This is a genomic window from Streptomyces sp. NPDC002680 (assembly GCF_042889145.1).
Taxonomy (GTDB): domain Bacteria; phylum Actinomycetota; class Actinomycetes; order Streptomycetales; family Streptomycetaceae; genus Streptomyces; species Streptomyces adonidis.
This window is the reverse complement of the sequence record NZ_JBIAQP010000028.1, coordinates 69,855-95,779: the sequence shown is the minus strand read 5'-3', so window position 1 is coordinate 95,779 and position 25,925 is coordinate 69,855. Positions and strand designations below refer to the sequence as shown.

General features: G+C 68.1%; 24 protein-coding genes. 14 read left to right on the top strand and 10 right to left on the bottom strand.

The genetic code is table 11. The features are described from left to right. Positions 1 to 130: 130 nt before the first annotated feature. The 3 genes from ACFYXF_RS47930 to ACFYXF_RS47920 all read right to left on the bottom strand — a co-directional run bounded on the left by ACFYXF_RS47930 (position 131) and on the right by ACFYXF_RS47920 (position 2,372). Positions 131 to 1,087 (bottom strand): alpha/beta hydrolase, encoded by a 957-nt coding sequence (locus tag ACFYXF_RS47930; protein WP_389359949.1) that lies wholly within the window; start codon positions 1,085 to 1,087, stop codon positions 131 to 133. 145 nt (positions 1,088 to 1,232) lie between these two features. After that, positions 1,233 to 1,622, bottom strand: coding sequence for a hypothetical protein (locus ACFYXF_RS47925; RefSeq protein WP_389359947.1), 390 nt, complete (start codon positions 1,620 to 1,622; stop codon positions 1,233 to 1,235). A gap of 18 nt (positions 1,623 to 1,640) precedes the next feature. Further along, positions 1,641 to 2,372: a GntR family transcriptional regulator gene (locus tag ACFYXF_RS47920; RefSeq protein WP_389359945.1), complete on the bottom strand. Its 732-nt coding sequence runs from the start codon at positions 2,370 to 2,372 to the stop codon at positions 1,641 to 1,643. A 130-nt stretch (positions 2,373 to 2,502) separates the two neighbouring features. On the opposite strand from ACFYXF_RS47920, the gene ACFYXF_RS47915 reads away from it, so the two are divergent. The 7 genes from ACFYXF_RS47915 to ACFYXF_RS47885 all read left to right on the top strand — a co-directional run bounded on the left by ACFYXF_RS47915 (position 2,503) and on the right by ACFYXF_RS47885 (position 6,122). Further along, positions 2,503 to 3,354 (top strand): fumarylacetoacetate hydrolase family protein, encoded by an 852-nt coding sequence (locus ACFYXF_RS47915; RefSeq protein ID WP_389359943.1) that lies wholly within the window; start codon positions 2,503 to 2,505, stop codon positions 3,352 to 3,354. 78 nt (positions 3,355 to 3,432) lie between these two features. Then, entirely contained in the window at positions 3,433 to 4,356 is a 924-nt protein-coding gene (locus tag ACFYXF_RS47910; protein ID WP_389359941.1) for a VOC family protein, read from the top strand. Positions 4,357 to 4,390: 34 nt separating this feature from the next. Continuing rightward, positions 4,391 to 4,564: a hypothetical protein gene (locus tag ACFYXF_RS47905; RefSeq protein ID WP_389359939.1), complete on the top strand. Its 174-nt coding sequence runs from the start codon at positions 4,391 to 4,393 to the stop codon at positions 4,562 to 4,564. Between the two features lie 16 nt (positions 4,565 to 4,580). After that, complete coding sequence (locus ACFYXF_RS47900) at positions 4,581 to 5,411, top strand: SDR family NAD(P)-dependent oxidoreductase (protein WP_389359937.1); 831 nt, start codon at positions 4,581 to 4,583, stop codon at positions 5,409 to 5,411. A 5-nt stretch (positions 5,412 to 5,416) separates the two neighbouring features. After that, positions 5,417 to 5,821, top strand: a complete 405-nt coding sequence (locus tag ACFYXF_RS47895; RefSeq protein ID WP_389359934.1) for an enoyl-CoA hydratase/isomerase family protein — start codon at positions 5,417 to 5,419, stop codon at positions 5,819 to 5,821. Continuing rightward, positions 5,745 to 5,951, top strand: a complete 207-nt coding sequence (locus ACFYXF_RS47890; protein WP_389359932.1) for an enoyl-CoA hydratase-related protein — start codon at positions 5,745 to 5,747, stop codon at positions 5,949 to 5,951. Before ACFYXF_RS47895 ends, ACFYXF_RS47890 begins: the two co-directional genes overlap by 77 nt. 45 nt (positions 5,952 to 5,996) lie before the next feature. Next, positions 5,997 to 6,122: a hypothetical protein gene (locus ACFYXF_RS47885; RefSeq protein ID WP_389359930.1), complete on the top strand. Its 126-nt coding sequence runs from the start codon at positions 5,997 to 5,999 to the stop codon at positions 6,120 to 6,122. 92 nt (positions 6,123 to 6,214) lie between these two features. Here ACFYXF_RS47885 and ACFYXF_RS47880 read toward each other — a convergent pair whose 3' ends face one another. Beyond that, positions 6,215 to 9,097, bottom strand: coding sequence for an FAD-binding and (Fe-S)-binding domain-containing protein (locus ACFYXF_RS47880; protein ID WP_389359928.1), 2,883 nt, complete (start codon positions 9,095 to 9,097; stop codon positions 6,215 to 6,217). Positions 9,098 to 9,320: 223 nt separating this feature from the next. On the opposite strand from ACFYXF_RS47880, the gene ACFYXF_RS47875 reads away from it, so the two are divergent. After that, positions 9,321 to 11,618: a molybdopterin-dependent oxidoreductase gene (locus ACFYXF_RS47875; RefSeq protein ID WP_389359926.1), complete on the top strand. Its 2,298-nt coding sequence runs from the start codon at positions 9,321 to 9,323 to the stop codon at positions 11,616 to 11,618. A 96-nt stretch (positions 11,619 to 11,714) separates the two neighbouring features. Here the strand turns inward: ACFYXF_RS47875 and ACFYXF_RS47870 are convergent, their stop codons facing one another. The 4 genes from ACFYXF_RS47870 to ACFYXF_RS47855 are packed head-to-tail and all read right to left on the bottom strand — an operon-like array spanning position 11,715 to position 17,728. Continuing rightward, the gene (locus tag ACFYXF_RS47870) at positions 11,715 to 13,334 is read right to left on the bottom strand and encodes a CocE/NonD family hydrolase (RefSeq protein ID WP_389359924.1); all 1,620 of its coding nucleotides are present in this window, start codon (positions 13,332 to 13,334) and stop codon (positions 11,715 to 11,717) included. Between the two features lie 47 nt (positions 13,335 to 13,381). Then, a complete protein-coding gene (locus tag ACFYXF_RS47865) occupies positions 13,382 to 14,500 on the bottom strand; it encodes a nitronate monooxygenase (protein WP_389359922.1) in 1,119 nt (372 codons plus the stop codon). Next, positions 14,500 to 16,161, bottom strand: coding sequence for a choline dehydrogenase (locus ACFYXF_RS47860; protein ID WP_389359920.1), 1,662 nt, complete (start codon positions 16,159 to 16,161; stop codon positions 14,500 to 14,502). The genes ACFYXF_RS47865 and ACFYXF_RS47860 overlap by 1 nt, the downstream gene beginning before the upstream one ends. Before the next feature lie 37 nt (positions 16,162 to 16,198). Next, the gene (locus ACFYXF_RS47855; protein ID WP_389359918.1) at positions 16,199 to 17,728 is read right to left on the bottom strand and encodes a class I adenylate-forming enzyme family protein; all 1,530 of its coding nucleotides are present in this window, start codon (positions 17,726 to 17,728) and stop codon (positions 16,199 to 16,201) included. A 331-nt stretch (positions 17,729 to 18,059) separates the two neighbouring features. Here ACFYXF_RS47855 and ACFYXF_RS47850 point away from each other — a divergent pair, with 331 nt between their 5' ends. From ACFYXF_RS47850 to ACFYXF_RS47840, 3 genes are all read left to right on the top strand, one after another. After that, on the top strand, positions 18,060 to 19,286 hold the full coding sequence (locus ACFYXF_RS47850) for an NAD(P)/FAD-dependent oxidoreductase (RefSeq protein WP_389359916.1): 1,227 nt from the start codon (positions 18,060 to 18,062) through the stop codon (positions 19,284 to 19,286). 77 nt (positions 19,287 to 19,363) lie between these two features. Then, on the top strand, positions 19,364 to 19,861 hold the full coding sequence (locus tag ACFYXF_RS47845; protein WP_389359914.1) for a MaoC/PaaZ C-terminal domain-containing protein: 498 nt from the start codon (positions 19,364 to 19,366) through the stop codon (positions 19,859 to 19,861). Positions 19,862 to 19,867: 6 nt separating this feature from the next. After that, positions 19,868 to 20,710 carry a polysaccharide deacetylase gene (locus ACFYXF_RS47840; RefSeq protein WP_389359912.1) on the top strand — a complete coding sequence of 281 codons (843 nt, stop codon included), beginning with the start codon at positions 19,868 to 19,870 and terminating at the stop codon, positions 20,708 to 20,710. Between the two features lie 131 nt (positions 20,711 to 20,841). On the opposite strand, the gene ACFYXF_RS47835 is transcribed toward ACFYXF_RS47840, so the two are convergent. Continuing rightward, positions 20,842 to 21,258 carry a hypothetical protein gene (locus ACFYXF_RS47835; protein ID WP_389359910.1) on the bottom strand — a complete coding sequence of 139 codons (417 nt, stop codon included), beginning with the start codon at positions 21,256 to 21,258 and terminating at the stop codon, positions 20,842 to 20,844. 735 nt (positions 21,259 to 21,993) lie between these two features. Here ACFYXF_RS47835 and ACFYXF_RS47830 point away from each other — a divergent pair. Together ACFYXF_RS47830 and ACFYXF_RS47825 are read left to right on the top strand one after the other, a co-directional pair. Then, the gene (locus ACFYXF_RS47830; protein ID WP_389359908.1) at positions 21,994 to 22,134 is read left to right on the top strand and encodes a hypothetical protein; all 141 of its coding nucleotides are present in this window, start codon (positions 21,994 to 21,996) and stop codon (positions 22,132 to 22,134) included. Between the two features lie 378 nt (positions 22,135 to 22,512). Continuing rightward, positions 22,513 to 23,439 (top strand): alpha/beta fold hydrolase, encoded by a 927-nt coding sequence (locus ACFYXF_RS47825; RefSeq protein ID WP_389359906.1) that lies wholly within the window; start codon positions 22,513 to 22,515, stop codon positions 23,437 to 23,439. Positions 23,440 to 23,838: 399 nt separating this feature from the next. On the opposite strand, the gene ACFYXF_RS47820 is transcribed toward ACFYXF_RS47825, so the two are convergent. Then, positions 23,839 to 24,168, bottom strand: coding sequence for an aldehyde dehydrogenase family protein (locus tag ACFYXF_RS47820; protein ID WP_389359904.1), 330 nt, complete (start codon positions 24,166 to 24,168; stop codon positions 23,839 to 23,841). A 386-nt stretch (positions 24,169 to 24,554) separates the two neighbouring features. Between ACFYXF_RS47820 and ACFYXF_RS47815 the strand changes: the two genes are divergently transcribed. Further along, positions 24,555 to 25,079 carry a hypothetical protein gene (locus ACFYXF_RS47815; RefSeq protein WP_389359902.1) on the top strand — a complete coding sequence of 175 codons (525 nt, stop codon included), beginning with the start codon at positions 24,555 to 24,557 and terminating at the stop codon, positions 25,077 to 25,079. The last annotated feature ends 846 nt before the right edge of the window (positions 25,080 to 25,925 follow it).

The window sequence follows — 25,925 nt, the reverse complement described above, 5'->3', positions numbered from 1 at the left end:
CCTTGCACTCAGGTGCCGGGAATGCGGCGTACCCAGACGGTGCGGGCCGCGAGGCGGCGGTGGACGGCGCCGCCGTCGGAGCGGCGCCGTCGAACCTGGGGAAGCCGCCTGACCTCCGCGCTTGCCGCGGTTATTGCTCGATCTTCAGGGCGCGTTGGATGACAGTGACCGCCTCGGCGTTCACCAGCGCGTTGATCTTCGGCCCGGGGATGGCGTGGGAACCGTGGAAGGTGCCGGGGACGAGGTGGAGTTCGGTGGGTACGCCGGCGTTGAGGAGTCGCTGGGCGTATGCGATGGCTTCGTCGCGCAGCGGGTCGAACTCGGCGACGCAGATGTAGGCGGGCGGGAGGCCGGTCAGGTCCTCGGCGCGGGCCGGTGCAGCGTAGGGGGAGACATCGGGGCCACCGCGACGCCCGGGGCCGCCCAGGTAGAAGTCCCAGACGAACGGCAGGTCGGTCCCGCCGAGGATCGGCGTGTCGTTGAGTTCGGCGACGGACCGGGTGTCGAGGCGGTCGTCGAAGGCTGGAACGCGCAGGAGCTGGAAGCATGGTGTCGGCCCGCCCCGATCGCGGGCCATCAGGCTCACGCCGGCTGAGAGGTTGGCGCCAGCGCTGTCGCCGCCGATCGCGATCCGCTCGGGGTCGATGCCCAGTTCCGCGGCGTTCTCGACCGTCCAGAGGAAGGCCGCGTAGCAGTCCTCGGGGGCGGCAGGGAAGGGGTTCTCTGGGGCCAGGCGGTACTCCACGGACAGTACGACGGCCCCCGTCTCTGCGGCCAGGGTGTACGTGAGGCCGTCATTGCCGGCGACGTCGCCACCGATCCAGCCGCCGCCATGGATATAGATGAACGCGCCGGATGCTCCCTGGCCACTCTTGGGGATGTAGATCCTTACCGGTACGTCCGGTGCGCCCGCGGGGCCCGGCACCGCCACATCCCGTACCTCCACGGGAACGGCCGTCTCGGGGCGCGGCAGCATGCTCGCGGAGAACTCGGCGGCCTGCTGGCGGAACGCCGGGGGGTCGTTGTACGGGAGGTGGGGGAGCATCTCCGTGATCGGGACGAGCTCTGGATCGAAGGCATGGCTCATAGGGGGCTCCTTGGGTGAGGGTCGCGTGTCGCGACCTGATGGTGATAAATCATTATTTTTCGCTGCATTAGGTGATGACTCACCTAGAGCGTTGCAGTAGGTCTGTGGTTGGCCAACTATCTCGGTGCGTTGCTGTCCGAGAGCTTCAGGACGCCGCAGGCGATCTCTGTGGCGAACGCTCGTGCAGCGGGGCATCCGAGAGATGGCGCAGCAGCTGCACAGTGCGGGTCACGCGGGCGACCTCGCGGAACGCGCTGTAGGTGGTGTGGTTCCTCGCCCCTGAGCGCAGCCCGCAGTGATCAGTGCGACCGGCTCCGGCGAAATGCTGGCCGGAGGAGGTCCGGACGGAGCTGGCGCCGGCCGCGGCGAGGGGGGCGGTGACGCCGTTGCGGACGGTCGGCTGGTGGCCGACGCTCGGGCCGGCTGCCCGGACGGCGTGTTCGACGTAGTCGAGCCGGGCTGGGGAATCGGGCGGCACCGGGGGTATGACCCGGTCGGTGACTATGGCGCTGGGCGGAGCTCGCACATCTGCCATGACGCTCCTCGTGTTTCTCTAGGGGCCATTTTCTCCAGGGATCGTGCTCCCGTCGGGAGCAGTCGCACCGCGGGATGCCAGCAGCGCGTCCGTCGTGCGCTGGATGTGCGCGGTGAGTTCCGCTACGGCTCGATCGGCGTCGCCGGCGAGGGCGGCGTCAAGAATCCGGCCGTGTTCGCCCGTGACGTCCCGGCCCGCACCGCCGGTGGCGACGCCCGACCAGCAGCGGTAGACCTCGGAGACGGCCCGTAGGGAGTCGGCGAGCCCACGGAGTCGGCCGTTCGGGCATGCCTCGTTGAGCGTCGCGTGGAACCGGGCGTGGACTTCCAGCCAGTTCTCGTTGATGGCGCCTGACAGGTCGGCCATCGGAGTGGCGGCAAGGGTGTGATGGGCCGCCACAAGGCGTGACTGCCACGCGAGGTCGCCCTGTTCGACGGACTGTCGCAGGGCCTGGGACTCGATGGTGACCCTGAGCTCGGTGAGATGGCGCAGGTCCACCTCGGACACCGGCATGACACGGAATCCGAACTGTCGTTCGGAAGTCACCAGGCCCTGCTCGACGAGTCTGGGAAGGACCTCCCGGAGTACGCCGGTGCTTGCCTGGTACCGCTCGCCGAGCTGGGCGAATGGCAACCGGTCTCCGGGACCGATGCGGCCGTTGAGTATGTCGCTGCGGAGCTCGGCGTAGACCTTCTCCGCCCTCGTCGGCGCTCCGGACCGGCCGGCCTTCGTCGGTGCGTCACTGAGCATGTGCTGAAGTAAAGCAGAGTCCAGGCGATGTCGAAACCCCAATGGAATTTCGAAAACGTATTGACATGCCGAAAAGCTCAGCGGATGTTGATGGTAGACAGCACCGGTCGATGTGGCTCCAGGAGCAAACATGCGCGTGGCATCCGTGGCTCAACGTCTTACCGTCCTCACCGCGGACGGCAACGCGGCCGACGTCGCCCAACTCAGTGATCATCGGTTCTTGCCCGATCCTCAAGCCGTCTACGAGCGATGGGACGAGTTCCGCGAGTGGGCCGCCGACAGGGTCCCCGTGTCCGGGGGAACGGCCGACGCCGTCGTCGCTCCCGACACCCTCGGGCCTCCCGTTCCGGCGCCCCGGCAGGTCTTCGCGATCGGGCTGAACTACAACGATCACGCCAAGGAGTCGGGGGTGGCGCTCCCCGAGGCACCGCCGACGTTCACGAAGTTTCCGACCTGCATCACCGGCCCGCACGGGGAGCTCCTGCTGCCGAGCGGCTCAGTGGACTGGGAGGTGGAGCTAGTCGTGGTTATCGGTCGGCCGGCACATCACGTCAAGGAGGAGGAGGCCTGGGACTACGTCGCCGGGCTGACCGTCGGGCAGGACTTTTCCGAGCGGAAGGTGCAGCTCACGGGTCCGGTCCCGCAGTTCTCGCTGGGTAAATCCTTCCCGGGCTTCGGCCCCATCGGTCCGTGGCTGGTCACTCCGGACGAATTCGACGACCCGGACGATCTGGAGATCAGCTGCACGATCAACGGCGAAGAGGTCCAGAAGGCCCGCACCTCTTCGATGATCTTCCCGGTTCGCGAGCTGATAGCCCGGCTGTCCGCGGTATGCCCGCTGCTCCCCGGAGACCTGATCTTCACCGGCACTCCCAGCGGCGTCGGCATGGCCCGGACCCCTCCCAGGTTCCTGTCGGCCGGCGACATGGTGGTCAGCCGCATCGAGGGGATCGGAGAGATTCGCCAGCGCTGCTTCGCCTGACCCGGGCGCTCAATCCTCCGCGCTCCCACTCAATCGTGCTACCTCTCTGCTCAACGACGAGTCCACGAGGAACGGAACATGGCCCTTCACCGCATGGCGTCGGTCACCATAGGGGTGCCCAACGTCGCCGAAACCACCGCCTACTACGCGGACTTCGGTCTCACCGAGATCGCACCCGGCCGGTTCGCCACCCAGGACGGCGGTGAACAGCTCATCCTGCGCCACACACCCACCCGCCAACTCCTCGCCATCGAAGTCGGCATTGACGACGAGGACGACCTCGGCCGCACGACGGAGTCCCTGACGAAGCTCGACCTCACGGTCTCCAAGAGCGCAGACACGCTTTCGGTCCGGGAGCCCGTCGGCGGCTTCGACGTCACGCTGCGGGTCATGCCGCGGCTCGTCCAATCGGAACAGCCTCCGACCCCGTACAACTGGACCGGTCGAGCGGAACGCCCCAACACCCGGGCCCCCGGCATCCTGCGGGAGGGACCGGTCCGGCCGCGCAAGCTCGGGCACATCGTGGTCGGTTCCGTGGACAAGGAGGGCACCCAGCGGTTCTTCACCGAGGGACTCGGCTTCAAGGTCACCGACGAGGCCAAGGGCCTCGCCGCCTTTCTGCGCTGCTCGACCGACCACCACAACTTCCTCGTCCAGCAGTCCCCGCTGAACTTCCTGCACCACACCGCGTGGCAGGTCGACGACGTCGACGAGGTGGGCCGCGGGGCCACGGCCATGCTGGAAGACAATCCCGAACGGCACATCTGGGGCCTGGGCCGTCATCACGTCGGGTCGAACTTCTTCTGGTACCTGAGGGACCCCGCGGGCAACTTCTCCGAGTACTACAGCGACCTCGACTGCGTCCTCGACGACCAGGTCTGGAAGCCGGGGATGTTCGAAGGACTCAAGGGTCTCTACAGCTGGGGGCCGCCTCCCCCGCCGTCGTTCCTCCAGCCGGAGGACCTCGCCGCCCTGATGACCGGCTCCCACAGCGCGCCGTGAGGCGATCGAGACGACCGTTGCCAGTCCCCGCCGGTTGAGGCCGCTGTTACCAGGTGGCTTCGCCGCCGTCACCCCCGTGCTCGGCCGCCCGACCCGCACCGCGAGCGTGGCGTCGGTCGAGGACGGCCTCGCCACGCTCGCGCTGACCGTCGCACTCGACGACGGCACCATCACCCTCCTCGGCGACGCTGTCGTCGCACTCGACTGAAAGGAACGTGACCCCCATGGGAAAGCTGGAGGGCAAAGTCGCCGTAGTGTCCGGATCGGGCCGGGGTATCGGGCGGGAGACCGCCCTCAAGCTGGCTGGTGACGGTGCGTCCGTGGTCGTCAACGACCTCGACGCGGAGCCCGCCAAGGAGACGGTGGCCGCGATCGAGGCCGGCGGCGGGCGGGCCATCGCCTGCATCGGCAGCGTCACCGACGAGGGCTTCGCCGAGCATTTCGTGCAGACGGCCGTGGGGAACTTCGGCGGACTGGACGTCATCGTGAACAACGCTGGCTACACCTGGGATTCCGTCATCCAGAAGATGACCGACGAGCAGTGGGACGCGATCCTCGACGTGCACCTCAAGGCGCCGTTCCGGATCCTGCGGGCCGCGCAGCCGGTGATCTCAGCCGCTGTCAAGCGGGCCCGTGAGGCCGGTGAGCCGGTGCCGTGTCGCAAGGTCGTCAACATCTCGTCGATCGCTGGGCTCGGCGGCAACGCCGGTCAGGCGAATTACGCGGCGGCGAAGGCCGGTGTCACCGGCCTGACCAGGACCATGGCCAAGGAGTGGGGCCGCTACAACGTCACGGTCAACGCAGTGGCGTTCGGGCTGATCAAGACCCGACTCACGGACACCCCGGCGGACGGTGACGGTACGATCGACGTACAGGGCCGGAAGATCAAGGTCGGTGTCAATGCCCAGCTGCTGGACGCCATGGAGCGCACGATTCCGCTCGGGCGCGCCGGTACTACCGCGGACGCCTCCAACGCGGTGTACCTGTTCTGCATCCCAGAGTCGGACTACGTCAGCGGACAGACCCTGGTCTGCGGCGGCGGGTTCGTGATCTGACGGCCATGCTCCGCACCAGCCTCGACGACGGTGTCGCCACCATCACGCTCGACCGCCCCGAGCGGCTCAATGCGTTGAGCTGGGAGCTGATGGACCGGGTCCGGGATGCGATCGAGTCGCTCGGCCACGATCCGGCGACCAGGGTGCTGGTCATCACCCGCACCGGCCGTGCGTTCTCTGCTGGCCTCGACCTTGCCGACCTCGATTCCCAGGGGAAGGACCTGGCCGGGGAGGTGGCCGATTGTATGGCCCGCAGCGTCGACCTCATGTGCGCGTCGATCCAGGAGACGCCTGTGCCGGTGGTGGCCGCCGTCAGCGGTCTCTGCGCGGGCGGTGCCCGGTCGGGCTGGCCCTGCTCGCGGACGTCACCGTGGCCACCCGCTCGGCCTACTTCCTGGTACCGCAGATGACATCGCTGGAATCGTGCCCGATATAGGTGTCACCTGGGCGCTGGCTCGGCACGCCGGTCGGGCGCGAGCGATGGGTATGTCGCTCCTCGGCGACCGGATCACCGCAGAGCAAGCCCGCGACTGGGGCTGATCTGGAGCTGCGTGGACGACGAGCGCTTCCGTAAGGAGGTGCGCCATGAAACAGATCTCGTTCGACGAGAGCCCGAAGCCGCGCGAACTCTTCACCGACCTCAGTGGGCTGGGCATCTGCCATGTCCGAAGCGTTCGGTGGAGCCAGGATCGGACTTCCTCCACGACATGATCCTGCAAGAAGAAGCGCTGCGCAGGAAATACTGGGCGGCGGCGAGCGCCAGGTTCGCTGCCCCGTCAGGCAGACGCGGCCCGGAATTCACTTCAGTCTCCAACCGCCCTCGGATCGAGGAGTTCGGCCAGATGCAAGCTCTGCCGGTCGGGGGCGAGTTGACTGACCTGCATGGAACAGCTGAACCCGTCGGCGAGGACCGGTGTGCCCGGTGCGGCCCGTTTCAGGGCAGGGGCGAGAGCCTGTTGGGCGACCTTCATGGAGACGTCGTAGTGCTCGGACTCGAAACCGAAGGTGCCCGCGACGCCGCAGCATCCCGTGGCCTCGTCGACCTGGGCGACGCCCAGTGCCGCGAGCGTCTTGCGCTGGACGGCGGCACCGAAGGCCGAGTACTCGTGGCAGTGGGTCTGCACGGTGACCGTCGACGGCACGGTCGGCGGCTGCCAACCGTCGTCGACCCACTCCAGCACGGCTTCCGCGAAGCTGCGGATCCGGGACGACACCCGCTCGGCCGCCTGTGTGCCCAGGAGTTCCGGGGCCTCTTGCTTCAGCGCGGCCGCGCAGCTCGGCTCGATGACGACGATGGGCGTGTCCGTACCGTCGTCGAGCTTCGAGACGGTCCTCGACAGCACCTTCTTGGCGGTGTCGAGCTGGCCCGTCGAGATCCAGGTCAGCCCGCAGCACGCGTCGGTCTCGCAGGTGACCTGGCGGCCGGCGCCGGCCGCGACCCGGGCGGCGGCACCGGCCACTTCCGGCCGGAACCCCTTCGTGAAGGAGTCGACGAACAGGACGGCATCGGCACCCTTCGCGTCGCCGGCGAAGCCCGCCAACTCCTTGCGGAGCCTGCGCCGCGAGGAGAACCGGGGCAGCGCCCGTTCGGTCGTCATGCCCCCGGCCCGGGCCACGACCTTGCCGAGCGGTGAGGCGAGCACCCCGTTGACCAGAGGGCTGACCAGTCCCGTGAGCCTGAGCCAGCGCGGCAGCCAGCCGAGCGAGAAGTGCGACATGGGCCGCAGACGCCCCGCGTAGTAGTGGGAGTAGAACTCGGCCTTGTACGTTGCCATGTCGACGCCCGCGGGGCAGTCGTGCGAGCACGCCTTGCACGCCAGACAGAGGTCGAGAGCCGCGCGGACATCCTCCGACCGCCATCCCTCCCCCACGCTCCGCGCGCCCCGGACCATGTCCTGCAGCACGCGGGCACGGCCGCGGGTGGAGTCCTTCTCGTCACCCGTGGCCCGGAAGCTCGGGCACATGACGCCGCCGGAGTCCGCACGGCACCGTCCCACGCCGATGCAACCCTGCACCGCGTGGACCCAGGGGTCCGTCCCGGCCTCCTCGGCGTCGACGGGGCTGAGCGTGAAGTGGGTGCGCCACTCGCGGTCGGGGACGCCGGCGAGCGCGAGGTTCGCGTCGATCGGGTCAGGCGCGGTGATCGACCCGGGGTTGAGCAGTCCCGAGCCGTCCCAGATGCCGCGGTAGGCCTCGAAGGCGGTGAGCACGGACGGGCTGTACATGATCGGGAGGAACTCGGACCTGGCCCGCCCGTCGCCGTGTTCGCCGGAGAGCGACCCGCCGTGTCGTACGACCAGTTCGGCCGCGGCCGCGGTGAAGTCCCGATACACCTTCCGGCCAGCGTCGGTGCGCAGGTCGTAGGTGATGCGGATGTGCATGCACCCGGCGCCGAAGTGCCCGTACATGATGCCCTTCAGCCCGCGCTCGTCCAGGAGCCGGCGGAAGTCGGTCAGATAGTCGGCGAGATGTTCCGGCGCTACGGCGGAGTCCTCCCACCCGGGCCAGGACTCCCCGCCGGACGCCGGTCGCGAGGACAGGCCGGCGCCGTCCTCGCGCACTCGCCACAGCGTGGCCCGCTCGTGAGGATCAGGAACCGCGCGTCCGTCGACCAGGCGTCCGCCCGCCTTCAGCCGTTCGAGCAGCGCAGCGGCATTGGCGGCCACGGCCTCCGGCCGTTCGCCGTCGAGGTCGACGTAGAGGAACGCCTTGCCCTTGGGCATGCCGAGGACGGAGTCCGCGCCGCGGCGTAGCCGCATCGTGTCCACGATGACCTCGTCGATGCCTTCCACGGCGGCGGGCGAGAACTCCAGGATGGTGGGGATGTCCCGTGCGGCGTCGACGATGTCCGCATAGCCCAGGCACACCAGGAGCGCGCTCGGAGCCTTCGGTACGAGCCTCATCCGAGCCCGTACCACGAGGGCGCAGGTTCCCTCCGAGCCGACGAGTGCCCGGGCGATGTCGAAGCCCTTTTCGGGCAGCAGGTGGGAGAGGTGGTAGCCGGACACCTGCCGCTGGATGCGCCCCAGCTCCGTGCGGAAGGGGGCGAGGTTGGCCTGCGCGAGTTCCTTGAGCTGTTCGCTCAGCTCGAAGGCTCTGGCCACCGCTTGCGCGTCCTCGGGGTCAGTCGCACGCAGTCCGCCGGCCACGGCCGTGAGCCGCACGCCGTCCGAGGTGACAACGTCGAGTTCGACCACATGGTCCGACGTCCGCCCATACCGCACGGAGTGGTTTCCGCACGCGTCGTTCCCGACCGCGCCCCCGACGGTTGCACGGGTCTTCGACGAGGGGTCGGGTGCGAAGGTCAGCGCACCTTCGGTGGCGCGCTCCACCGCGCGGCTGAGTACCGAGAGCACGACGCCGGCATCGACATCGGCGGTGCCGGACGTCTCGTCGATCGTGTGGATCTGGTTCATGTGGCGGGAGAAGTCCAGCACGACGCCCGGACCGATCGCGTTGCCGGCCATGGACGTACCCCCGCCCCGGCCGACCAACGGCGTACCGGTGGCCGCACATGCCTGCACGACAGCGACGACTTCGTCGACGCTACTCGGGAAGACGACGGCCAGCGGTGGAACGCGGTAATTGGACGCGTCGTAGGAATACGCGGCGAGCTGGTGCCCCGAGGTCTCCACGGACACGCCGGCCGCCTCGATCCTCGACAAGACGTCCATGAGGGCAGTCACGTCAGAGCCCGTCCTTTCTGCCCGCGGGGCCGAGGTGGAAGCCGGTCGTCCCACATCCGGAAATACCGAAGGTCACTCACCCGAACACTACTGGATGACGTGTCAACATGCTCTCGGAAGGTGCACCAGCCATGAGCCTGGCCCTCGGCTTTTCACCAGTGTCAGCCGCCTCGCGCGCACGCCTAGGCTGAAGGGCCAGAGGCCGTGACAACGGAGCGTGATCATGCCGACGCATCTGACCCACTGGGGAGCTTTCGAAGCGGAGACGGACGGACGGTCGCTGAGCTCCGTCCGGCCGTGGTCAGGCGATCCTGATCCGCGCGACCTCATCCACAACGTGGCGTCCTCCCAGCACCACCCGACGCGGGTGCTCCGGCCCGCCGTCCGACTCGGCTGGCTGGAGAACGGCCCCGGCAGCGGCGCGGGCCGCGGCACCGAAGCCTTCGTCGAGGTGTCGTGGGAACGGGCCATCGACCTGCTGAGCGGCGAACTCGGGCGCGTCTATGCCGAGCACGGTCCGTCCGCGGTGTACGGGGGATCGTACGGCTGGGCCAGTGCGGGCCGGTTCCATCACGCTCAGAGCCAGATCCACCGGTTCCTCAACACCCTCGGCGGATACGTCGCCGGATGGAGCGACTACAGCTACGGCGCCTCCGGGATCCTGCTCCCGCACGTGGTGGGCAACGCCGGCGCCATCATGGCGGGTGCCACTTCCTGGGACGTGATCAGCCGAACCACCGACCTGTTCCTCTCCTTCGGTGGCCTGTCCGAGAAGAACAGCGGCATCAACTCCGGCGGGATCGGCCGGCATCCTGCCCGGGATGCGATCCGGCGGGCGGTGGCCCGAGGATGCCGCTTCATCGACATCTCGCCGATCGCGGACGACACGTACGCCGAGGCCAAGGCCGAGTGGATCGCGCCCCTGCCCGGCAGCGACGCCGCCCTGATGCTGGCCCTCGCGTTCGTTCTGGACGCCGAGGACCTCGCTGACCGTGCTTTCCTCTCCACACACTGCGTCGGCTTCGATCAGTTCCTGCCGTACCTGCGCGGAACGGTAGACGGCGTCCCGAAGAATCCCTCCTGGGCGGAGCGTCTGACCACCGTCCCCGCCGATCGGATCGTCCGCCTCGCCCGTGAAATGGCGGCGTCGCGGACAATGATCAACCTGAGCTGGTCCCTTCAGCGCCAGCAGCACGGAGAGCAGCCCATCTGGCTCGGGGTGACCCTGGCGGCGATGCTCGGACAGATCGGACTACCGGGCGGTGGCTTCCAGCACGGCTACGGCGCGACGGCCGAGGTGGGGCTCCCCAAGCGGGTGGCCAGTGCTCCCTCGCTCCCGCAGGGACGCAATGCCGAGATCTCGGGGATCCCGGTGGCGAGGATCTCGGACATGTTGCTGACGCCGGGCCGCGAGATCGATTTCGACGGGCGGCGCATCACTCTTCCGAAGATCGAGTTGATCTACTGGGCGGGAGGAAACCCCTTCCACCATCACCAGGACCTCGCTCGCCTGCGCCGGGCGTTCACGAAGCCCGCCACCGTCGTCGTCCACGAGCAGTTCTGGACCAGCACGGCACGGCATGCCGACATCGTGCTTCCCGCCACAATGACCATGGAGCGCGACGACTACGGTGCCGGCCGCAACGACCCGGCCTTCTTCCCGATGCCGGCCCTCACGGAGCCGGCCGGTGAGGCCCGGGACGACTACGCGATCTTCTCCGCCCTCGCGGAAAGGCTCGGCCGAGGAGAGAGCTTCACCGAAGGCCGAGATGTCATGGGATGGCTCCGGCACCTGTACGACGGGTGGCGGAGCAGGCTCGCGGCGCGCGACATCGAGGTCGTCGACTTCGGCACGTTCTGGGGGAGCGAGAACATCCCGATCCCCGTCATCGACAAGGATCAGGTGTTGTTCTCGGAGTTCCGTCGTGACCCCGACTCGAGCCCGCTGCCCACGGCCAGCGGAAAGATTGAGATCTACTCGTCGACCATCGCCGGGTTCGGATACGCCGACTGCCCCGGCCACCCCGTCTGGATCGCGCCGGACGAATGGCTCGGCAGTGCCGGGGCCCACCACTTGCACCTGATCGCGAATCAGCCCAAGACCCGGTTGCACAGTCAGCTCGACGTCGGCGACACGAGCCAGAAGGCGAAGGTCGCGGGGCGGGAGCCGCTCCGGATGCATCCGGAGGACGCGGCAGCTCGTGGCTTGGCGGACGGCGATGTCGTGCGGCTCCACAACGAGCGCGGGAGTTGCCTGGCGGGCCTGGTGGTGTCGGACGCGGTCCGGCGCGGCGTGGTCCAGCTCTCGGCGGGCGCCTGGTACGACCCTGATCGTGACGACCCGTCATTCTGCCGCCATGGCAACCCGAACGTGCTGACCGCGGACCGGCCGGCGTCGAGCCTGTCCCAGGCCACGACGGCACAGCACGCGCTGGTGCAGGTCGAGAAGTGGACGGATGAGGTCCCGGAGGTGAGCGTGACAACCCGGCCGCCCCGGCTTCTGGACGATCTGTCCCGGTGAACCGACGAGGCTCCCGCGCCGATGAGTTGAGACGTCAACGTCAACGCCCTACTCAACGGCTCGGGAGCCTCGATTGTGTCGTGTCTGCCGACCCCGTCAGACGATGGGAAGCGTGACGAACGACCGGGCATCTCCGCCGACATGGAGCGTCTGGGACGCCACCCGCATCTCGCCGGTGCGCAGACCGTCGGCGGTGTTCAGGTTGCGGTCCCAGCGCGGGAAGCAACTGGAGGTCACCTGCACGCGGATGCGATGTCCCCTCTTGAACAGCATGCTCGTTGACCACAGGTCGACCTCGACGGCGGACGCCTCGCCGGGGACGGCCTCGACGCGGGTGATGCCGTCGACGACGTTGTAGGAGCGGCCGTCCGGGTGGACGTCGCACAGGCGCACGACCCAGTCGGTCGTGGGGCCGTCGGTGGCCACCGTCAGGGACGCGGTGATCCGCCCCGTCACCTCGATGTCCTCGGCGAGTACGTCCGTGGTGAAGACGAGGACGTCGTCGCGCTTCTCCGCCACGCGCTGGTCGAAGGAACCCGGCGGCGGATACGGCATGACGGTGGCGCCGCCGACGGTCGGCACGGGGTTCCGTGGGTCGTACGTGAAGGTGAGCGTTGCCGGGGCGGGCTGGCCGTCGGTGGTCAGCCTGGCATCGGGGCCGAGGTGGAAGCGGGTGTCGACGGCGCGGCTGAGCGGCCACTCCGGCTCGGAACGCCATTCGCCCGCGCCCATGACGTAGAGCTGCACGGGCAGGTCGTCGTCCGGGGCCTCGCCCGTGGTCAGACACGTGCGCAGCCAGTCGAAGGTCAGGCCGAGAACGTCGATGGCGGCGCCGCTCCCCTCGATGCCGAAGTTGATGTCGCCCTGCATCCCGGTCAGGGCGAGGTGGTTCCAGGGCCCGACCACCAGTCTGGCCCCCGGCCGTCGCGCCGCGGCCGTGTAGTTGTCGATCGTGGCCTGGACGAAAACGTCGTACCAGCCGGCCACATGCAGGCTGGGCACCGTGACATTCTCCTGGTGCGCAGGCACGTCACCGGCGGCCATGGTCGCCTGGTCCGCGAGGTTTGGCAGGTCCCATCGGGCGACGAGGGGGTCCTTGCCGGTGGGGAGTTCCTGATACGTCGGCCCGGGGATGCCGTCGAAGGCGGCGGCGAGCGCGGCCACCTGCTTCTTCAGTTCCTCGTCGTTGCCGGCATGGCGACGAGTCAGGACGTCGAAGCCCATCATCAGCGCCCAGCTGCGCACGAGGCCGAGCTCATGAGCACCACCACGGAACGCCAGGCCGTTGTCGGTTTCGCGGAAGGTCAGCGAGGGTGCGATCGCCTTGAGCGCCGTGGGATCGAGGCCCGCCGCCTGCCACTGCACGTTGCCCAGATAGCTGATGCCCCACATGCCCACCGCGCCGCTGGAGCCGGGCAGTTGCGCGGCCCACTCGATGGTGTCGGCGCCGTCGGCGGCCTCGTTCACGAGCGGCACGAACTCCCCCTCGGAGGCGAACCGCCCTCGTACGTCCTGGACTACGGCGATGAGCCCGCGCCGCGCCGCCAGCAGGGGGTCCAGGAATTGCAGCTCGTAGTTGTCCGTCTTGTCGTACGGCGTCCGAGAGACGATGACAGGCCACGGTCCCGGTCCTTCCGGACGGTAGACGTCCGCCCTCAGCACGACACCGTCGCGCATCGGGACCGGCACGTCGTACTCGATCGTCACGCCTGCCATTGCTTCCTCCTGCTGCCTCTGTCGTATGCGGCGGTAGTCGCGTCGGACTAGCTGACGTCCGTGACCTGCTGGAGACGATCGAGTGCGTCGACGTACTCGTTGAGCAGCCGTGTGATCTCGGACTTGACGGTGGTGTGGCCCTTCATGTCGCCGACCACCTGGCCGACGGCGTAGGTCCAGTAGTCGAGGTCGCGTGCGTGCTCGGCCCGCTTGTAGGAGTAGCCGTTCAGGATCGACTGCATCGGCCAGGACAGTGGGGCGGGAGCGGTCGGAGCCTGCCAGGCGTCGATGTATTTCGTACGCAGCATCCGCCCCGGCTTGCCGGTCATGACGCGGGCCAGAAGGGCGTCCTCCGACTCGGCGGCGAAGAGCTTCTCCCGCATCTCCAGGCTGAGTTCGCTCTCCGCGGTGCCGAGCCACAGCGACCCGGTCCACACGCCCTGACAGCCCAGGGACAGCGCGGCGAGGAGGTGCGAGCCGCGGGACACACCGCCGGCGGCCAGCACCGGAACGCCCGCCGCCGCCTCCACGACCTGCGGCCACAGCACCATCGACGCCACGGTGCCGACGCTGCCGCCCGCTTCCGTGCCCTGCGCGACGATGAGGTCGACCCCCGCCTCGCGCTGCTTGACCGCGTGCCGGGCGGTGCCGACGAGGGCCCCGACCTGGACGTTCCGGGCGTGCGCCGCCTTCACCACCCAGTCTGGTGTGACACCGAGGGCGCCGACGACCAGGCTCACCGAGCTGCGGGCCAGCGTCACATCGAGCTGGTCACGGCTCTTCCTGTTGGTCATCGCCATCTTCCTGGCGTTCTCGACCATGTAGGCGTCGCGGTCCTCGGGAGTGAGGTCGTTCAGCCCGCCGCCGTCCAGCATGTCCTTCACGAACGCCAGGTAGCGGTCCGGGATCGAGGCCAGGTACTCCTCGGGAGTCCTCTCGTCGTCCATCGCCGTGCCGGGGAAGACCAGGTCCACGCCGAAGGGCTTGCCGTCGACCTCCCTCTCCAGCCACTCGATCGACATGTCGAGTTCTTCGGGAGTCATCCATGCGGCGCCGAGCACGCCCATGCCTCCGGCCTTCGTGACGGCCGCGACGACGTCACGGCAGTGGGAGAAGGCGAAGAGGGGGAGTTCGATGCCGAGGCTTTCGGTCACATCGGTCTGCATCAGGAAACCTTCTCGTGGCGGTAGAAGTCGACGTGTTCGGGAGCCAGCGGCTCCTTGCCCAGGATCAGGTCCGCGGCCTTCTCGGCGATCATCATGACCGGGGCGTAGAGATTCGCGTTGGGAATGATGGGCATCACCGAGGCGTCCACGACGCGGATCCCGTCCAGACCGTGCACCCGCATGGTCTGCGGATCGACCACGGCCTGGTCGTCGGTGCCCATCTTGGCCGTGCCGCAGGGGTGGTACGTCGTTTCGGCGTCGCGGGCCACCCAGGCGAGGATCTCCTTGTCGGTCCTGACGTCGGGTCCTGGTGAGAGTTCGCCGCCGTTGAACGGCGCGAACGCCGGCTGGTTCAGCAGATCGCGCGTGACGCGGACACCGTCGACCCAGTCTTGGCGGTCCTGTTCGGTCGACAGATAGTTGAAGGTGAGGACCGGGGCCTGGAGGGGGTCGTTGGCGCGCAGCTTCACATGGCCCTTCGACTGGGGCGTCTGCGGTCCGAGGTTGATCTGGTAGGCGTGCTCCGTCGGCGCGGGCGTACCGTCATTGCGCACGCCCAGGGCGAGCATCGTCAGCATCTGGTTCGGCATCGGCACGTCGTCGTTGGAGCGGACGAATCCGCCGGCCTCGAAGTGGTTGGTGGCGGCAGGGCCCTCACGCTTGAGCAGCCACTTGGCCCCGATGCCCGGCCATGACTTCATCTTGAGGATGCCGGCCATCGAGACCGGCTGCCTACAGGCGTACATGACGAACGCCTCGAGGTGGTCCTGCATGTTCTCGCCGACCCCGGGCAGGTCCTCGACCACGTCGATGCCGAGTCGGCTCAGCTCCTTGCCGTTTCCCACACCGGAGAGCTGCAGGAGCTGGGGCGAGTTGAACGCTCCGCCGCAGAGGATGATCTCCTTGCCGTGGACGACCGTCCTGCCGTCCCGCCGCGAGGCGAGTTCGACGCCCACCGCGCGCTTGCCTTTGAAGACGACACGGCTGACGAGCGCGCCGGTCATCACGTCCAGGTTCTTCCGGTCGCGGACCGGCGCGAAGTACGTGCGGGCCGCGTCGTAACGCTCGCCGTTCTCGATGTTGCAGTCGAAGGGCGCGAACCCCTCCTGGCGGTAGCCGTTGACGTCGTCGACCACTTCGTGACCGGCCTGGCGCGCGGCTTCGAAGAGCGCGCCGAACAGCGGGTTCTGGGCCTGGTGCCGGTGGACCGGAATGGGGCCGGAATGGCCGCGGTAGACATCGCGCGGATCACTGCCGACGAGGCGTTCGAGACGCTTGAAGTAGGGCAGGGTGTGGGCATAGCTCCAGGTCTCCATGCCCGGAGCCGCAGCCCAGCCCTCGTAGACCAGGGGGTTGGCGCGCTGGAAGAACATGCCGTTCATGGAGCTGGAGCCGCCCATGAGCTTGCCCCGGTAGTGCGCGATCCTCCTGTTGCCGAGCTCGGGCTCGGGCTCGGACTCGTACTGCCAGTCGTAGAGCTTGTGGCCCATGACGAAGAGGAAAGCGGCCGGTACCCGCACGGGGTAGTCGAATCTGGAGTGCCGCCGACCGGCCTCCAGGACCAGGACCCGGTGCTGGCCGTCGGCGGTCAGACGGTTGGCGAGCACACAACCGGCCGAACCGCCGCCGACGATGATGTAGTCGTAGCCGTCGTGCTTCATGAAAGATCCTTCTTCCGAGGCTCCTGTGTCATGCTGTTCAGCTCACGTCAGCGAGCAACGCGGCGACGTCTTTCCGGTTGAGCTTTCCGGTGGTCGCGTTGACCGGGAGGGCGTCGACCACGACGAACGCGCTGGGCACCTTGTAGGAGGACAGCCGCGTCTTGCAGTACGCCCTGAGTTCGGCCTCGTCCACGCCCGAGGCGGTACTGGGCACGATCGCGGCGACCACGCGCTGGCCGTAGATCTCGTCGGGCAGGCCCACGACGGCGGCCTCGCCGACCGCCTCGTGCTCGTTGAGGACGCGCTCGATCTCCGAGGGGGAGATGTTGGTGCCCCCGCGGATGATGAGGTCCGACAGCCGCCCGACGACGTACACGTAACCGTCCTCGTCGACCCTGACCAGGTCCTTCGTCCGGTACCAGCCGTCGTCGGTGAGCGCCTCGCGTGTCAGCTGCTCGTCCCGCCAGTACCCCAGCATCAGGCCGGGGCCGCTCGAATACGCCTCGCCGACCTCGCCGGGCGGGACTTCGGCTCCCTCGGGGCCGAGGATCCTGAGCCGGGCGCGGGGAACCAGCTTCCCGGCCGAGCCAGGCCTGGGGGCCGGGTCCGTGGAGGGGTCGTAGGTGACGAGGGGAAGGCACTCCGATGCGCAGTACGCGTCGAGCACCGAGACGCCGGTCAGGGCCGTCCAGCGGTCGAACACCGCCTCGTTGCGCGGTTCGCCCCCCGAGATGCACAGACGGAGCGACCCGAACGTGCGCGTACCCGGGGCCGGATCTCCCGCATGCTGGACGAGCTTGGCGAACGTGGCTGTGACGCCGGCCACGAACGTGGCCCGGTGTCGCTCGATCGCCGGAGCGATGAACTCCGGACGTGCCCGCCGTACGACGATGACGGTGCCGCCGCGGAGGAGCACCGCGAGCGAGGTGCTCGCGAGGCCGTACAGCCATGCCATCGGCAGGCAGATGATCGCCCTGTCGTCGGGGGAGAGGTGCCAGACCTCACCGTAGGTGTCCGCGCAGTTGAAGACCGCGGTGGCGGACACCATGATCGCTTTCGGTCGGCTGGTCGTGCCCGAGGAGAAGCAGATCAGGGACAGTGGCTCCCGCAGGTTCTCGGGGTTGGGGGAGCGGTCGTGACGGACTCCGCCGACGCCGAAGGACACGATGTCCACGACGGGCGTTCCGGGCGCTCCGGCCTCGACGGCCTCGCGATCGACTCCTGCGGAGACGACGATCAGCGAGGGGTCGCTCGTCTCGATGGCGTACCGCATGTCGCCCGAGCCCGATGAGGGGTAGACGGTGACGAGGACGCCACCGGCGCGCCACACGGCGAGGGCGGTCATCAGGTACTCCGCCGAGCTCTCGGCGACCAGGGTCACCCGGTATCCGGGGCGGAGCCCGGCTTCGAGCAACGTTGTCGTGCGGAGCTCGACCGCCGTTTGCAGATCGCGGTAGGTGATCGTCGCATTGTTGTCGATCACGGCGGTGCGGTCGGGGTGCTCACGAGCCATGTGCTCGAAGGCCGACACGCAGTCGCCACGCACGGTGGCCGGCGGGAACGCCATCAAAGCTCCAGTTCCTTGATCGGGTGAGGCTGTGCAAGAGCCTGCCCAGTGAGTGGTCGGGCGCCAGGCGATGGGCCACAACGTAGGCGGTAGGGCCACCGGTGGTAATTGGAAATCCTCACTGGCTCCCGCGCTCCGTACCGTAGAAACTCCGGCGGGATCACGTCCGCCGTTCCGCGGCGGCCACCCATTGTGGAGCTTCTGATGGACCGTGCCGATCCTCTGGGAAGTTCCAATGCGGTCCGGAGGTCGGCGGAGAGATAGTTCCGAGGGATGTTCGGACAACCGGTTACATGCCGAACCGACGGACCGACGGCAGGGAGATCGCAACGTGAAACTGGACCAGGCGGATGTGGTCGTGGTCGGCGGGGGCATCGTCGGCGTGTCGACAGCGTACTTCCTCGCGACCAAGGGACATGACGTCGTCCTCTTGGAGCAGCGGGAAATCGCGTATGGCGCTTCGGGCCGGAACATGGGATTTCTCCACATGCACAACCGGAACGGAGATTTCTCTCTGGCGCTCTCCCGGGCTGGCCGCGCTCTGTACGACGACTTTTCTCAATTGCTCGGCCCGGCGTTCGAGTACCGCGCGAACGGCGCGATGACGTATTTCTTCACCGACGACCAGCGCCGGGTCTACAAGGAATTCGTCGAGGACCGCAACAAGCACGGCTTCACCATGGAGCTGCTGGACGGACCGACGGCCCGTGAGGCCGCGCCGATCCTGCCGCCCACCGTCATCGGCGCCACGTTCTGTCCGGAGGACGGCCAGATCCGCACCCCCAAGTTCGTCCGCGCCCTGGCCCAGGAATGCCGCCGCCTCGGCGTACGCATCCATGAGCACACGCCCGTGCTCGGACTGACGCGCGACGGGGCGAAGGTCACTGGGGTCAGGGCCGTCGGCGGAGACGTGCACGCGGACCGGGTGGTCTGGGGTACGGGGGTCTGGTCGCGGATGCTCGAAGCAGAGGGCATCCGCGTGCCGATCAAGCCCGAGCGGCTCGGCGCGGTGCTGTTCGCTCCGGTCGAGGAGCACCTCGACAAGATCCTCAACGGTCCGCTGGCCGCCAAGCAGTACGGGCACATTCGGAGTCTCCCGAGCTATCGCGACGAGTACTTCACGGCGCCCTACGAGGACTCGGCACTCGGGATCGAGCATCTGGAGTGTGTCGCCAAGACGGAGGACGGCAACCTGTTCGTCGGGTGTCCGATGGACTACCCCGAGCAACTGGACGACCGTATGCCGCTCGGCGGACTGAAGATGACCATCGACGCCGTTCTGGAGACCTTCCCGCACTACCGGGGGCTCGGCGTCGAGGGTTTCTGGACGGGCCTCCTCCCGGCCACCGCCGATTCACTGCCGATCGTGGACGAGGTCGACGAAGCACCGGGCCTGGTCCTCGCCACCGGACACGTGTACGGGAACCTGGCCGGGCCGATCACCGGACAGCTCGTGGCCGAGCTGATCTCGGGCGAGGAACTCGGCCTGCCGATCGAAGAAATGGCCTTGGACCGCCCGGCACTTCGCGAGGACTCCGACGGCGTGATCCGCTGGTGAACTCGCCGAGAGCAGAGAACATCCCGACGAGGGCGGAAAACGTCCCGTTGTCCCCATCAGCTTCTGAGGAGCATGAATTGACCACCAACACTCTCGGCGCTGCGAACACTTCGGAGTCCGTTCGATACCTCGACGAGATCGAGCTCGGGCAGACCTGGGTGACGCACGGCCGGACGATCACCGAGACCGATGTCGTCACGTTCGGCACCTGGTCGGGTGACATGCATCCGCTCCACATGAATGAGGAGTTCGCGAAGCAGACTGAGTTCGGTGGCCGTCTCTTTCACGGCCCGGGAGTCCTGGCCATCGCGTTCGGCCTGGAGATGGGCCTGGGGTGGAAGAACCCGTCGGCGATCGCCTTCCTCGGCATCCGGGACTGGAATCTCCTCGCGCCGGTGCGCATCGGGGACACCATCAAGGTGAGCGAGGAGATCGTCGAGATCCGGCCCTCCGCGAGCAAGCCCGATCGCGGCGTCGTGACCACACACGTCCGGGTCCTGAACCAGAAGGGGGACGTGTGCCAGGAGGGCAGGTGGGTCGTGCTGCTGTCGCGCCGTCCCGACCGATCGGAGTGATCTGCCGTGACGCTACGACTGCCCGAGGGAAAGCGGCTCGCCGTATGTCTCAGCCCGGATTTCGACGCCCAGAGCGTATGGATGGGGACGTTCCGGTCCACGTCCCAGACAGCCCTGTCACGAGGCGAGTTCGGTGCCGTGGTAGGGGCTCCGCGTCTGCTGGACGTGTTCCGCCGCTACGGGATCACCACCACGTGGTGCGTGCCGACACACACGATCCAGACGTTCCGCTCTGCCGTCGACGCGATCATCGAGGACGGCCACGAGATCGGAGCGCACGGGGTGTATCACGAATACGTCCCCGCACTGCACCGGGACGAGGAACGGCGGCTGCTCGAACTTCAGCTGCATCAGCACGAGAAGCTGCTGGGCACCCGGCCGCGGGGCTACCGTTCGCCGGCCCTGGACGTCACGGACGACACGCTCGATCTGCTGGCCGAGTTCGGATTCGACTGGGACTCGTCCCTGATGGGACGTGACTTCACGCCCTACCGGCCACGGATGGTCGCGGAACTCGACCAGGAGAACGGCAACACCTTCGGGCCCGAGAGCCGGGTCCTGGAGTTCCCCGTCTCCTGGTTCCTCGACGACTTCCCGGAGCTGGAGTCCTTCAAGGGCAACGCCCTGATGCAGGCCAACGAAGTCGTCCTCGCCCGCTGGAAGGACAGCTTCGACTTCGCCCACGAGCGCTGCCCGGGCGGGGTCGCGACCTGGACGCTGCATCCGCAGACCATCGGCAGGGCTCACAACCTACTGATGCTCGAGAAATTCCTCGACCACGTCACGTCCTACGACGACGTCTGGTTCCCCACGCTCTCGGAGCTCTTCGACTGCTGGGAAGACGGCTGAGCAACCGACGCGGGTGCCTCGGTCTCCCTCACACCAGTGGCACTTGGCACATCGCACCAGCCGGTGCACGGCCGGAGGGGCTGTCCGGCCTGACGACCGGACAGCCCCTCACCGAGATCGTCATCGACCTTCTATCGGTCGAGCCAGCGCTGCAGCGCCTCGAGCCCGTTCTTCGGATGTGTGTTGAAGCTCAACCGGATGCCCGGCTGGAGGTCGATGAGCACGTTGACGATCCGCTCGAACAGGACGGTGTTCTCCGGGACATTCCGGATGCCGCCGCCGATGAGCGCCACGCCGAACGAGCTCCCGTCGAACTGGCGGCGCAGCTCGGCCTCAGCCTCGTCGGGGTCCATGCCGATGCCGCACATCTCGCCGTCGATGCCTGCCGCCTGGAGCGCTGCCCAGCCACGCTCGATCTCGGTGGCCAGCTCCTCGACCGTCGCGAACTGCGGCGGCAGATCGTCCGGCGAAAACGCATCAGCGCGGATGCCGATGGCGAGCACGCGCTCATTGACCGGAGGCTTCACTTGCGAGTTCTTGTGGGACATGGGGTCGCTCCTCCACGGGAATAGGGCCCCCTCTGAAGTCTCCTCAGTTCTGCGGGGGAAGTTCGAGATAAAGATGACACGTCAACGATTGACGTGTCAAGTTCTCGGCTCCTTGACTGTCTCCCGGGTGCGAGAACAGCGTGACGCCGCGAGGGTGCAAACGCTCGCAGTCATGGCCTCTTTTGGGGGCCCGCATCGTTATTGATCAGTGCGGTGGGTCTGATTGCCGCGATCATCTTCCATGCGGGCCGGGCCCCCAGATACCCCGCGCCCCACGGGCTGGTGATGACAAGTGGCCAGGGTGTGGCCGTTGCCGTTCCCGCCCGGCCGGGTGGCCGGCGGCTCCACCGGTTTGCGATGTCCGTCCAGCGGCAGTCTCCGCAGATGCACCCCACCCCGCCGAACTGATCCTTCCGTGCGAACGGCTCGATCACATCCGACAGGTGAACCTGGCCAAGCCCTGTCCCCGGTGCGCCAAGCGTTGAATAGTCAGGAGGTGGATTGATGCGTCAACCATTGATGTATCATCTTCATCTCAGCTGACACCCATCACGCATGCGCTTCACAGCGGAAGCTCCCATCGCAATCCCTCTCTCCGACCACGAGAGCGACAACATCAGCATGAAGGCCTTCCGTAAGAGCACCGCGGCAGCGGCCGCACCGCGAGCGGCCTCCCTTGGCGGCCCGGTCACGTCGGGACAGGCCCAAGCCGGGTACCCCTCGACTGGATCGTGTGTGCAACTTCGCCAACAGAAGGGCGGCCAGAACCTGAAGATCACACTCGACTTCCGGACAGGCTCACCGGTCACGCCGAACTTCTGGATCCCGTCCGACGTGCAGAAGGGCAGACCGCTGCCGTGCGTCTACGCCATCTGACACCTGCGCCATCCTGACTCCTCCCGTGAACGCGCGGCGCCAGAGTGGGGGGCGTGCCAGACCTCGGGCGTCGTTGAACGCCTGCCGCCGACGTGCCGTCGATGGCGTTCCGTCGTGTGGTGCAGCCGATCACGGCCGAGGTGCGGGCGGGGCCTGCACCCGTCCATGCGGAGCCGCACCCCGGGCGCCGACCTCAGCAGCGACCTGGCCCCGACGAACCGACACTGACTGCCCCCTGTCGCGGCTGGCGAGGGGGCCATGCGAGAGGCGGGTTGGACATCACCACGCGCCTGGCCACCGCTGATCCCGACGGCACGGAAACAACCACGATCAACAGGCCCTCGTCATGTGAGGACCACGTCAACAGAGAGAGGACCCATGCCCAGCCAGCAGACGCACCCCCGCAAAGACGCCCTGCCGAACACCGTCGACGCCGTGCCGCACCTGCCCGCAGGTTTCACCGACACCTTCACCAGCCGCATCGTTGACGTCAACGGCATCGCGGTGCACGCCGTCGTCGGCGGAGACGGCCCGCCGCTGCTCCTGCTCCCTGGTTGGCCGCAGTTCTGGTACGCCTGGCGACTGGTGATGCCGGCGCTCGCCGAGCACTTCACCGTGATCGCCGCAGACCACCGCGGGACCGGCGCCAGCGACAAGCCCGCCACCGGCTACGACATGGCCACCCTGGCCGACGAACTGGCGGGACTGATGGCCGCCCTGGGCCACAGCCGCTACGACGTCGCCGGCTATGACGTGGGCATGGTTAGCGGCTACGCACTCGCCGCCAGACATCGTGAGCGCGTGACCCGCCTCGCGGTTGCCGAGGCGATCCTGCCGGGCATCTCACCGTCCCCGCCGCTGTTCTCGGACGCGGCCACCAACGAGTTCCTGTGGCACTTCGCCTTCAACCGTCTGGAGGACATCAACGAACGCATGGTCGCCGGTCGCGAGGAGATCTACTTCGGCCACCAGTTCGCCTCGAAGGCCGCCTCACTCGATGCTATTCCGCCGCACGCCGTAGACCTGTACGTCGAGGCTCTCCGCGACCCGGCCGCGCTGCGCGCGAGTTTCGAGTTCTACCGTGCTGACAACGGACCGCTGATCTCGGGTTGGCAGAAGGACGGGCCACTGAACATCCCGGTGCTGGCGATCGGCTCAGAGTTCTCGACCGGCGCCGGCGTCGAAGAGGTCATGCGGGAGGTCGCCACCGACGTGACCGGACTGGTCGTTCCCGGCTCGGGACACTTCGTGACCGAAGAAGCGCCGGACGCCGTCGTGAAGGCGCTGCTCGACTTCCTCCGCTGAACAGCTCACTCGGCGGGGGCGTCTCGGCGTGATCCACTGTGCGCCGTCTGAGAGCAGCTCGACGCGCAGTGGTAGCCGCGCTCTGTGAACAGCTCCAGCGCTCAGCGCAGCATCCGCTCGCGTGTCTGCTCCATGCCTCCTGCCTCGGCCCCGGGTTCTACTCGACACGCGGTTTCCTCTCGTCCCAGGGTCCACTGGACGGTTGTCCACCATAGCGCCGGGTAGTCGCTGCTGTGCCGCCCTGCGAGGGCGATGACCTTCCTTCGGATTTCGCCGTGCGTGGCGGCGGAATCCGAAGGAAGGCCGCCGGGTGCCTGGCTGCGCGCGTCAGGACCTGTCCGGCGACGGGCGGGAGGAGGGACTTCAACCGGAAGTAGGTCATCAGGCCTCGAGACCGTTCTAGCGGCCCAGGCCGCTGTCTTTGCAGCCGCCGAACGGTGTGGCGCTGCCCATGCGGGAGCTGTTGATGTCGACGGTGCCGGTGCGGATGCGCCGGTCAAGTGCCGTGCCGCGTTTGATGTCGCCAGTCCATGCCCTGCCCGCCGGACCGTTCCTCCCGCCCGCCGCCGAGGACACCCCACTCCTCGGCGCGCCGGCCGAGGACGGCCGCACGCCCCACTCGCGGCTCGTCGAACTCACCGGCTGGAGCACTGCCCGTACCGCCCGTCGCGTGCAGACCCTGGAGTCCTCCGGCGCGCACTCCTGCAACGTGCGGGAGGTCGGCGACACCCCGCACCTCACTCCCGCCCAGGCCGCCCTGTGGATCGCGGAGCCCGTCAGGAGTCGAGGTCCGCCCGCCACGCGACAAGAGCCGCAGGTGCCAGAGAGCGGCCTTCCGCCCCAGACGCGACATCGACAGGGCTCGGAAGACGTACACGTAGTCCAGCAGCAGCCTCTCCCGGGCCGGTATGCCCCGCGGCTGTCCGCCCGGGTTTCCGCCGCCGGGGCGCGAGCGACAGTTCGCACACCTTGGTCCCATCGGGCTCAGCGCCGGCAACAGTCACTGGACAGGTCCTTGAACACACACCTTGGATCTGCACATGAGCCGGGCGCCGATTGACAACTAGTTGATGCATCACATATAAAGATGATGCATCAACCAAGGGGCGTGGGTCATGGAGACAGTGCAGAGTCGGCAACAGGCGGCACCCAGTGCCTTCATCGCCTTCGCCCGCTTCGTGCTCTTCGGCGGCGGGGTGGGACTCGGCTCCAGCTTCGCCGTGGCGGCCCTCGCCTCCTGGATTTCCTGGGCCCTGGCCAACGCCCTGATCACGGTGGTTTCCACGCTCCTCGCCACCGAGTTGCACGCGCGCTTCACCTTCGGCGCGGGCGGGCGCGCGACCCGGCGCCAGCATCTGCAGTCGGCCGGGTCCGCGGTGGCCGCGTATTCGGTGACCTCCGTGGCGATGCTCGTCCTGCAACTGCTGGTGGCGGCACCTGGTGCGGTACTCCAACAGATTGTCTACCTCTCCGCCTCCGCACTCGCCGGTGTCGCGCGGTTCGCGGTGCTGCGCCTGGTCGTTTTTGCGCGGAACCGCTCGCAGGCCGTGGTCCCCGTCCGTACGGCTCGTCCCGTGCACGCGACTGTGGCCCGTGCCTCGGCCCCGGCCGCCCTCGCGATGCTCCTCCGCGCCGCCTGACCGTTGCGCCGGCCAAGCCGCGAAGACCGGGGACCGGCCTGGTGCCTGACGTTCCGTTTCCGTTACCGGACCCACGCAGGAATCCGCCGTCATTCGGGGGCGTGGCCGATGCCGTCGGTGCTGGGTCTGCGACTCACCGGCGTGGTCCTCGCGCTGGACTACCGGTGGATCATGTCGGTACTGGAAGCCGAAGCGGCGAGGCGAGAGCGGGGCGCGGTCCAGCATCATCTCCTCGGCACACTTGCCGTTCCGCGGAGCCGGGCCGGCGGGGCCCTTGCAGGGGGCGCCGACCAAGGATGGAGTAGGCGGCCTTACTACCACCGCCGGGCGGCCGCACGCGCTACTGGTGGGAGTCGACATTCAAGAGTCGGAAGTGGGGCAGAAACAGGTCCCAAGCGCCAGGTGTTCCAGCGGGTGCCTGCCACCTGACCCTCCGCAGACTCGGAGCCCGTGGCAAGACGGATCGGGCACTGCAATGGGCCGACAGCCCTACGCCGGATTTCACTTCCCCGAGGCCGACCTGGACATGGACCTCGTGCTCATGACGCCGCTGCCGCGGCCGGCCGCCGTCGACCGCATCTTCCGAGGCGGGCCGCATACCCCGTCGCTGTCGGATCGAATTGCCCGCGCGCTCGTCACCACGGCGGGAGCCCACCACGGCACCGCGGGGCAGATCGCCTCGTTTCTCGTGCGTTATCCGCGGGCTTTGCAACGCAGACTGCAGGACGAGGGAACGACCTTCGAGACCGTCCGCGGCGAGGCGTACCGAGGGGCGGCGGACCGGGTTCCTGCGCGAGACCGACATCCCCGTGGCCCGGGTCGCCGTGCTGTCCGCGGGGCGCGGTC

Bases quoted from the DNA above. Each gene is read 5' to 3' on its own strand.
- ACFYXF_RS47930 (WP_389359949.1), bottom strand. From the start codon at position 1,087: ATGAGCCATGCCTTCGATCCAGAGCTCGTCCCGATCACGGAGATGCTC.
- ACFYXF_RS47925 (WP_389359947.1), bottom strand. From the start codon at position 1,622: ATGGCAGATGTGCGAGCTCCGCCCAGCGCCATAGTCACCGACCGGGTC.
- ACFYXF_RS47920 (WP_389359945.1), bottom strand. From the start codon at position 2,372: ATGCTCAGTGACGCACCGACGAAGGCCGGCCGGTCCGGAGCGCCGACG.
- ACFYXF_RS47915 (WP_389359943.1), top strand. From the start codon at position 2,503: ATGCGCGTGGCATCCGTGGCTCAACGTCTTACCGTCCTCACCGCGGAC.
- ACFYXF_RS47910 (WP_389359941.1), top strand. From the start codon at position 3,433: ATGGCCCTTCACCGCATGGCGTCGGTCACCATAGGGGTGCCCAACGTC.
- ACFYXF_RS47900 (WP_389359937.1), top strand. From the start codon at position 4,581: ATGGGAAAGCTGGAGGGCAAAGTCGCCGTAGTGTCCGGATCGGGCCGG.
- ACFYXF_RS47895 (WP_389359934.1), top strand. From the start codon at position 5,417: ATGCTCCGCACCAGCCTCGACGACGGTGTCGCCACCATCACGCTCGAC.
- ACFYXF_RS47885 (WP_389359930.1), top strand. From the start codon at position 5,997: ATGAAACAGATCTCGTTCGACGAGAGCCCGAAGCCGCGCGAACTCTTC.
- ACFYXF_RS47875 (WP_389359926.1), top strand. From the start codon at position 9,321: ATGCCGACGCATCTGACCCACTGGGGAGCTTTCGAAGCGGAGACGGAC.
- ACFYXF_RS47870 (WP_389359924.1), bottom strand. From the start codon at position 13,334: ATGGCAGGCGTGACGATCGAGTACGACGTGCCGGTCCCGATGCGCGAC.
- ACFYXF_RS47865 (WP_389359922.1), bottom strand. From the start codon at position 14,500: ATGCAGACCGATGTGACCGAAAGCCTCGGCATCGAACTCCCCCTCTTC.
- ACFYXF_RS47860 (WP_389359920.1), bottom strand. From the start codon at position 16,161: ATGAAGCACGACGGCTACGACTACATCATCGTCGGCGGCGGTTCGGCC.
- ACFYXF_RS47855 (WP_389359918.1), bottom strand. From the start codon at position 17,728: ATGGCGTTCCCGCCGGCCACCGTGCGTGGCGACTGCGTGTCGGCCTTC.
- ACFYXF_RS47835 (WP_389359910.1), bottom strand. From the start codon at position 21,258: ATGTCCCACAAGAACTCGCAAGTGAAGCCTCCGGTCAATGAGCGCGTG.
- ACFYXF_RS47825 (WP_389359906.1), top strand. From the start codon at position 22,513: ATGCCCAGCCAGCAGACGCACCCCCGCAAAGACGCCCTGCCGAACACC.
- ACFYXF_RS47815 (WP_389359902.1), top strand. From the start codon at position 24,555: ATGGAGACAGTGCAGAGTCGGCAACAGGCGGCACCCAGTGCCTTCATC.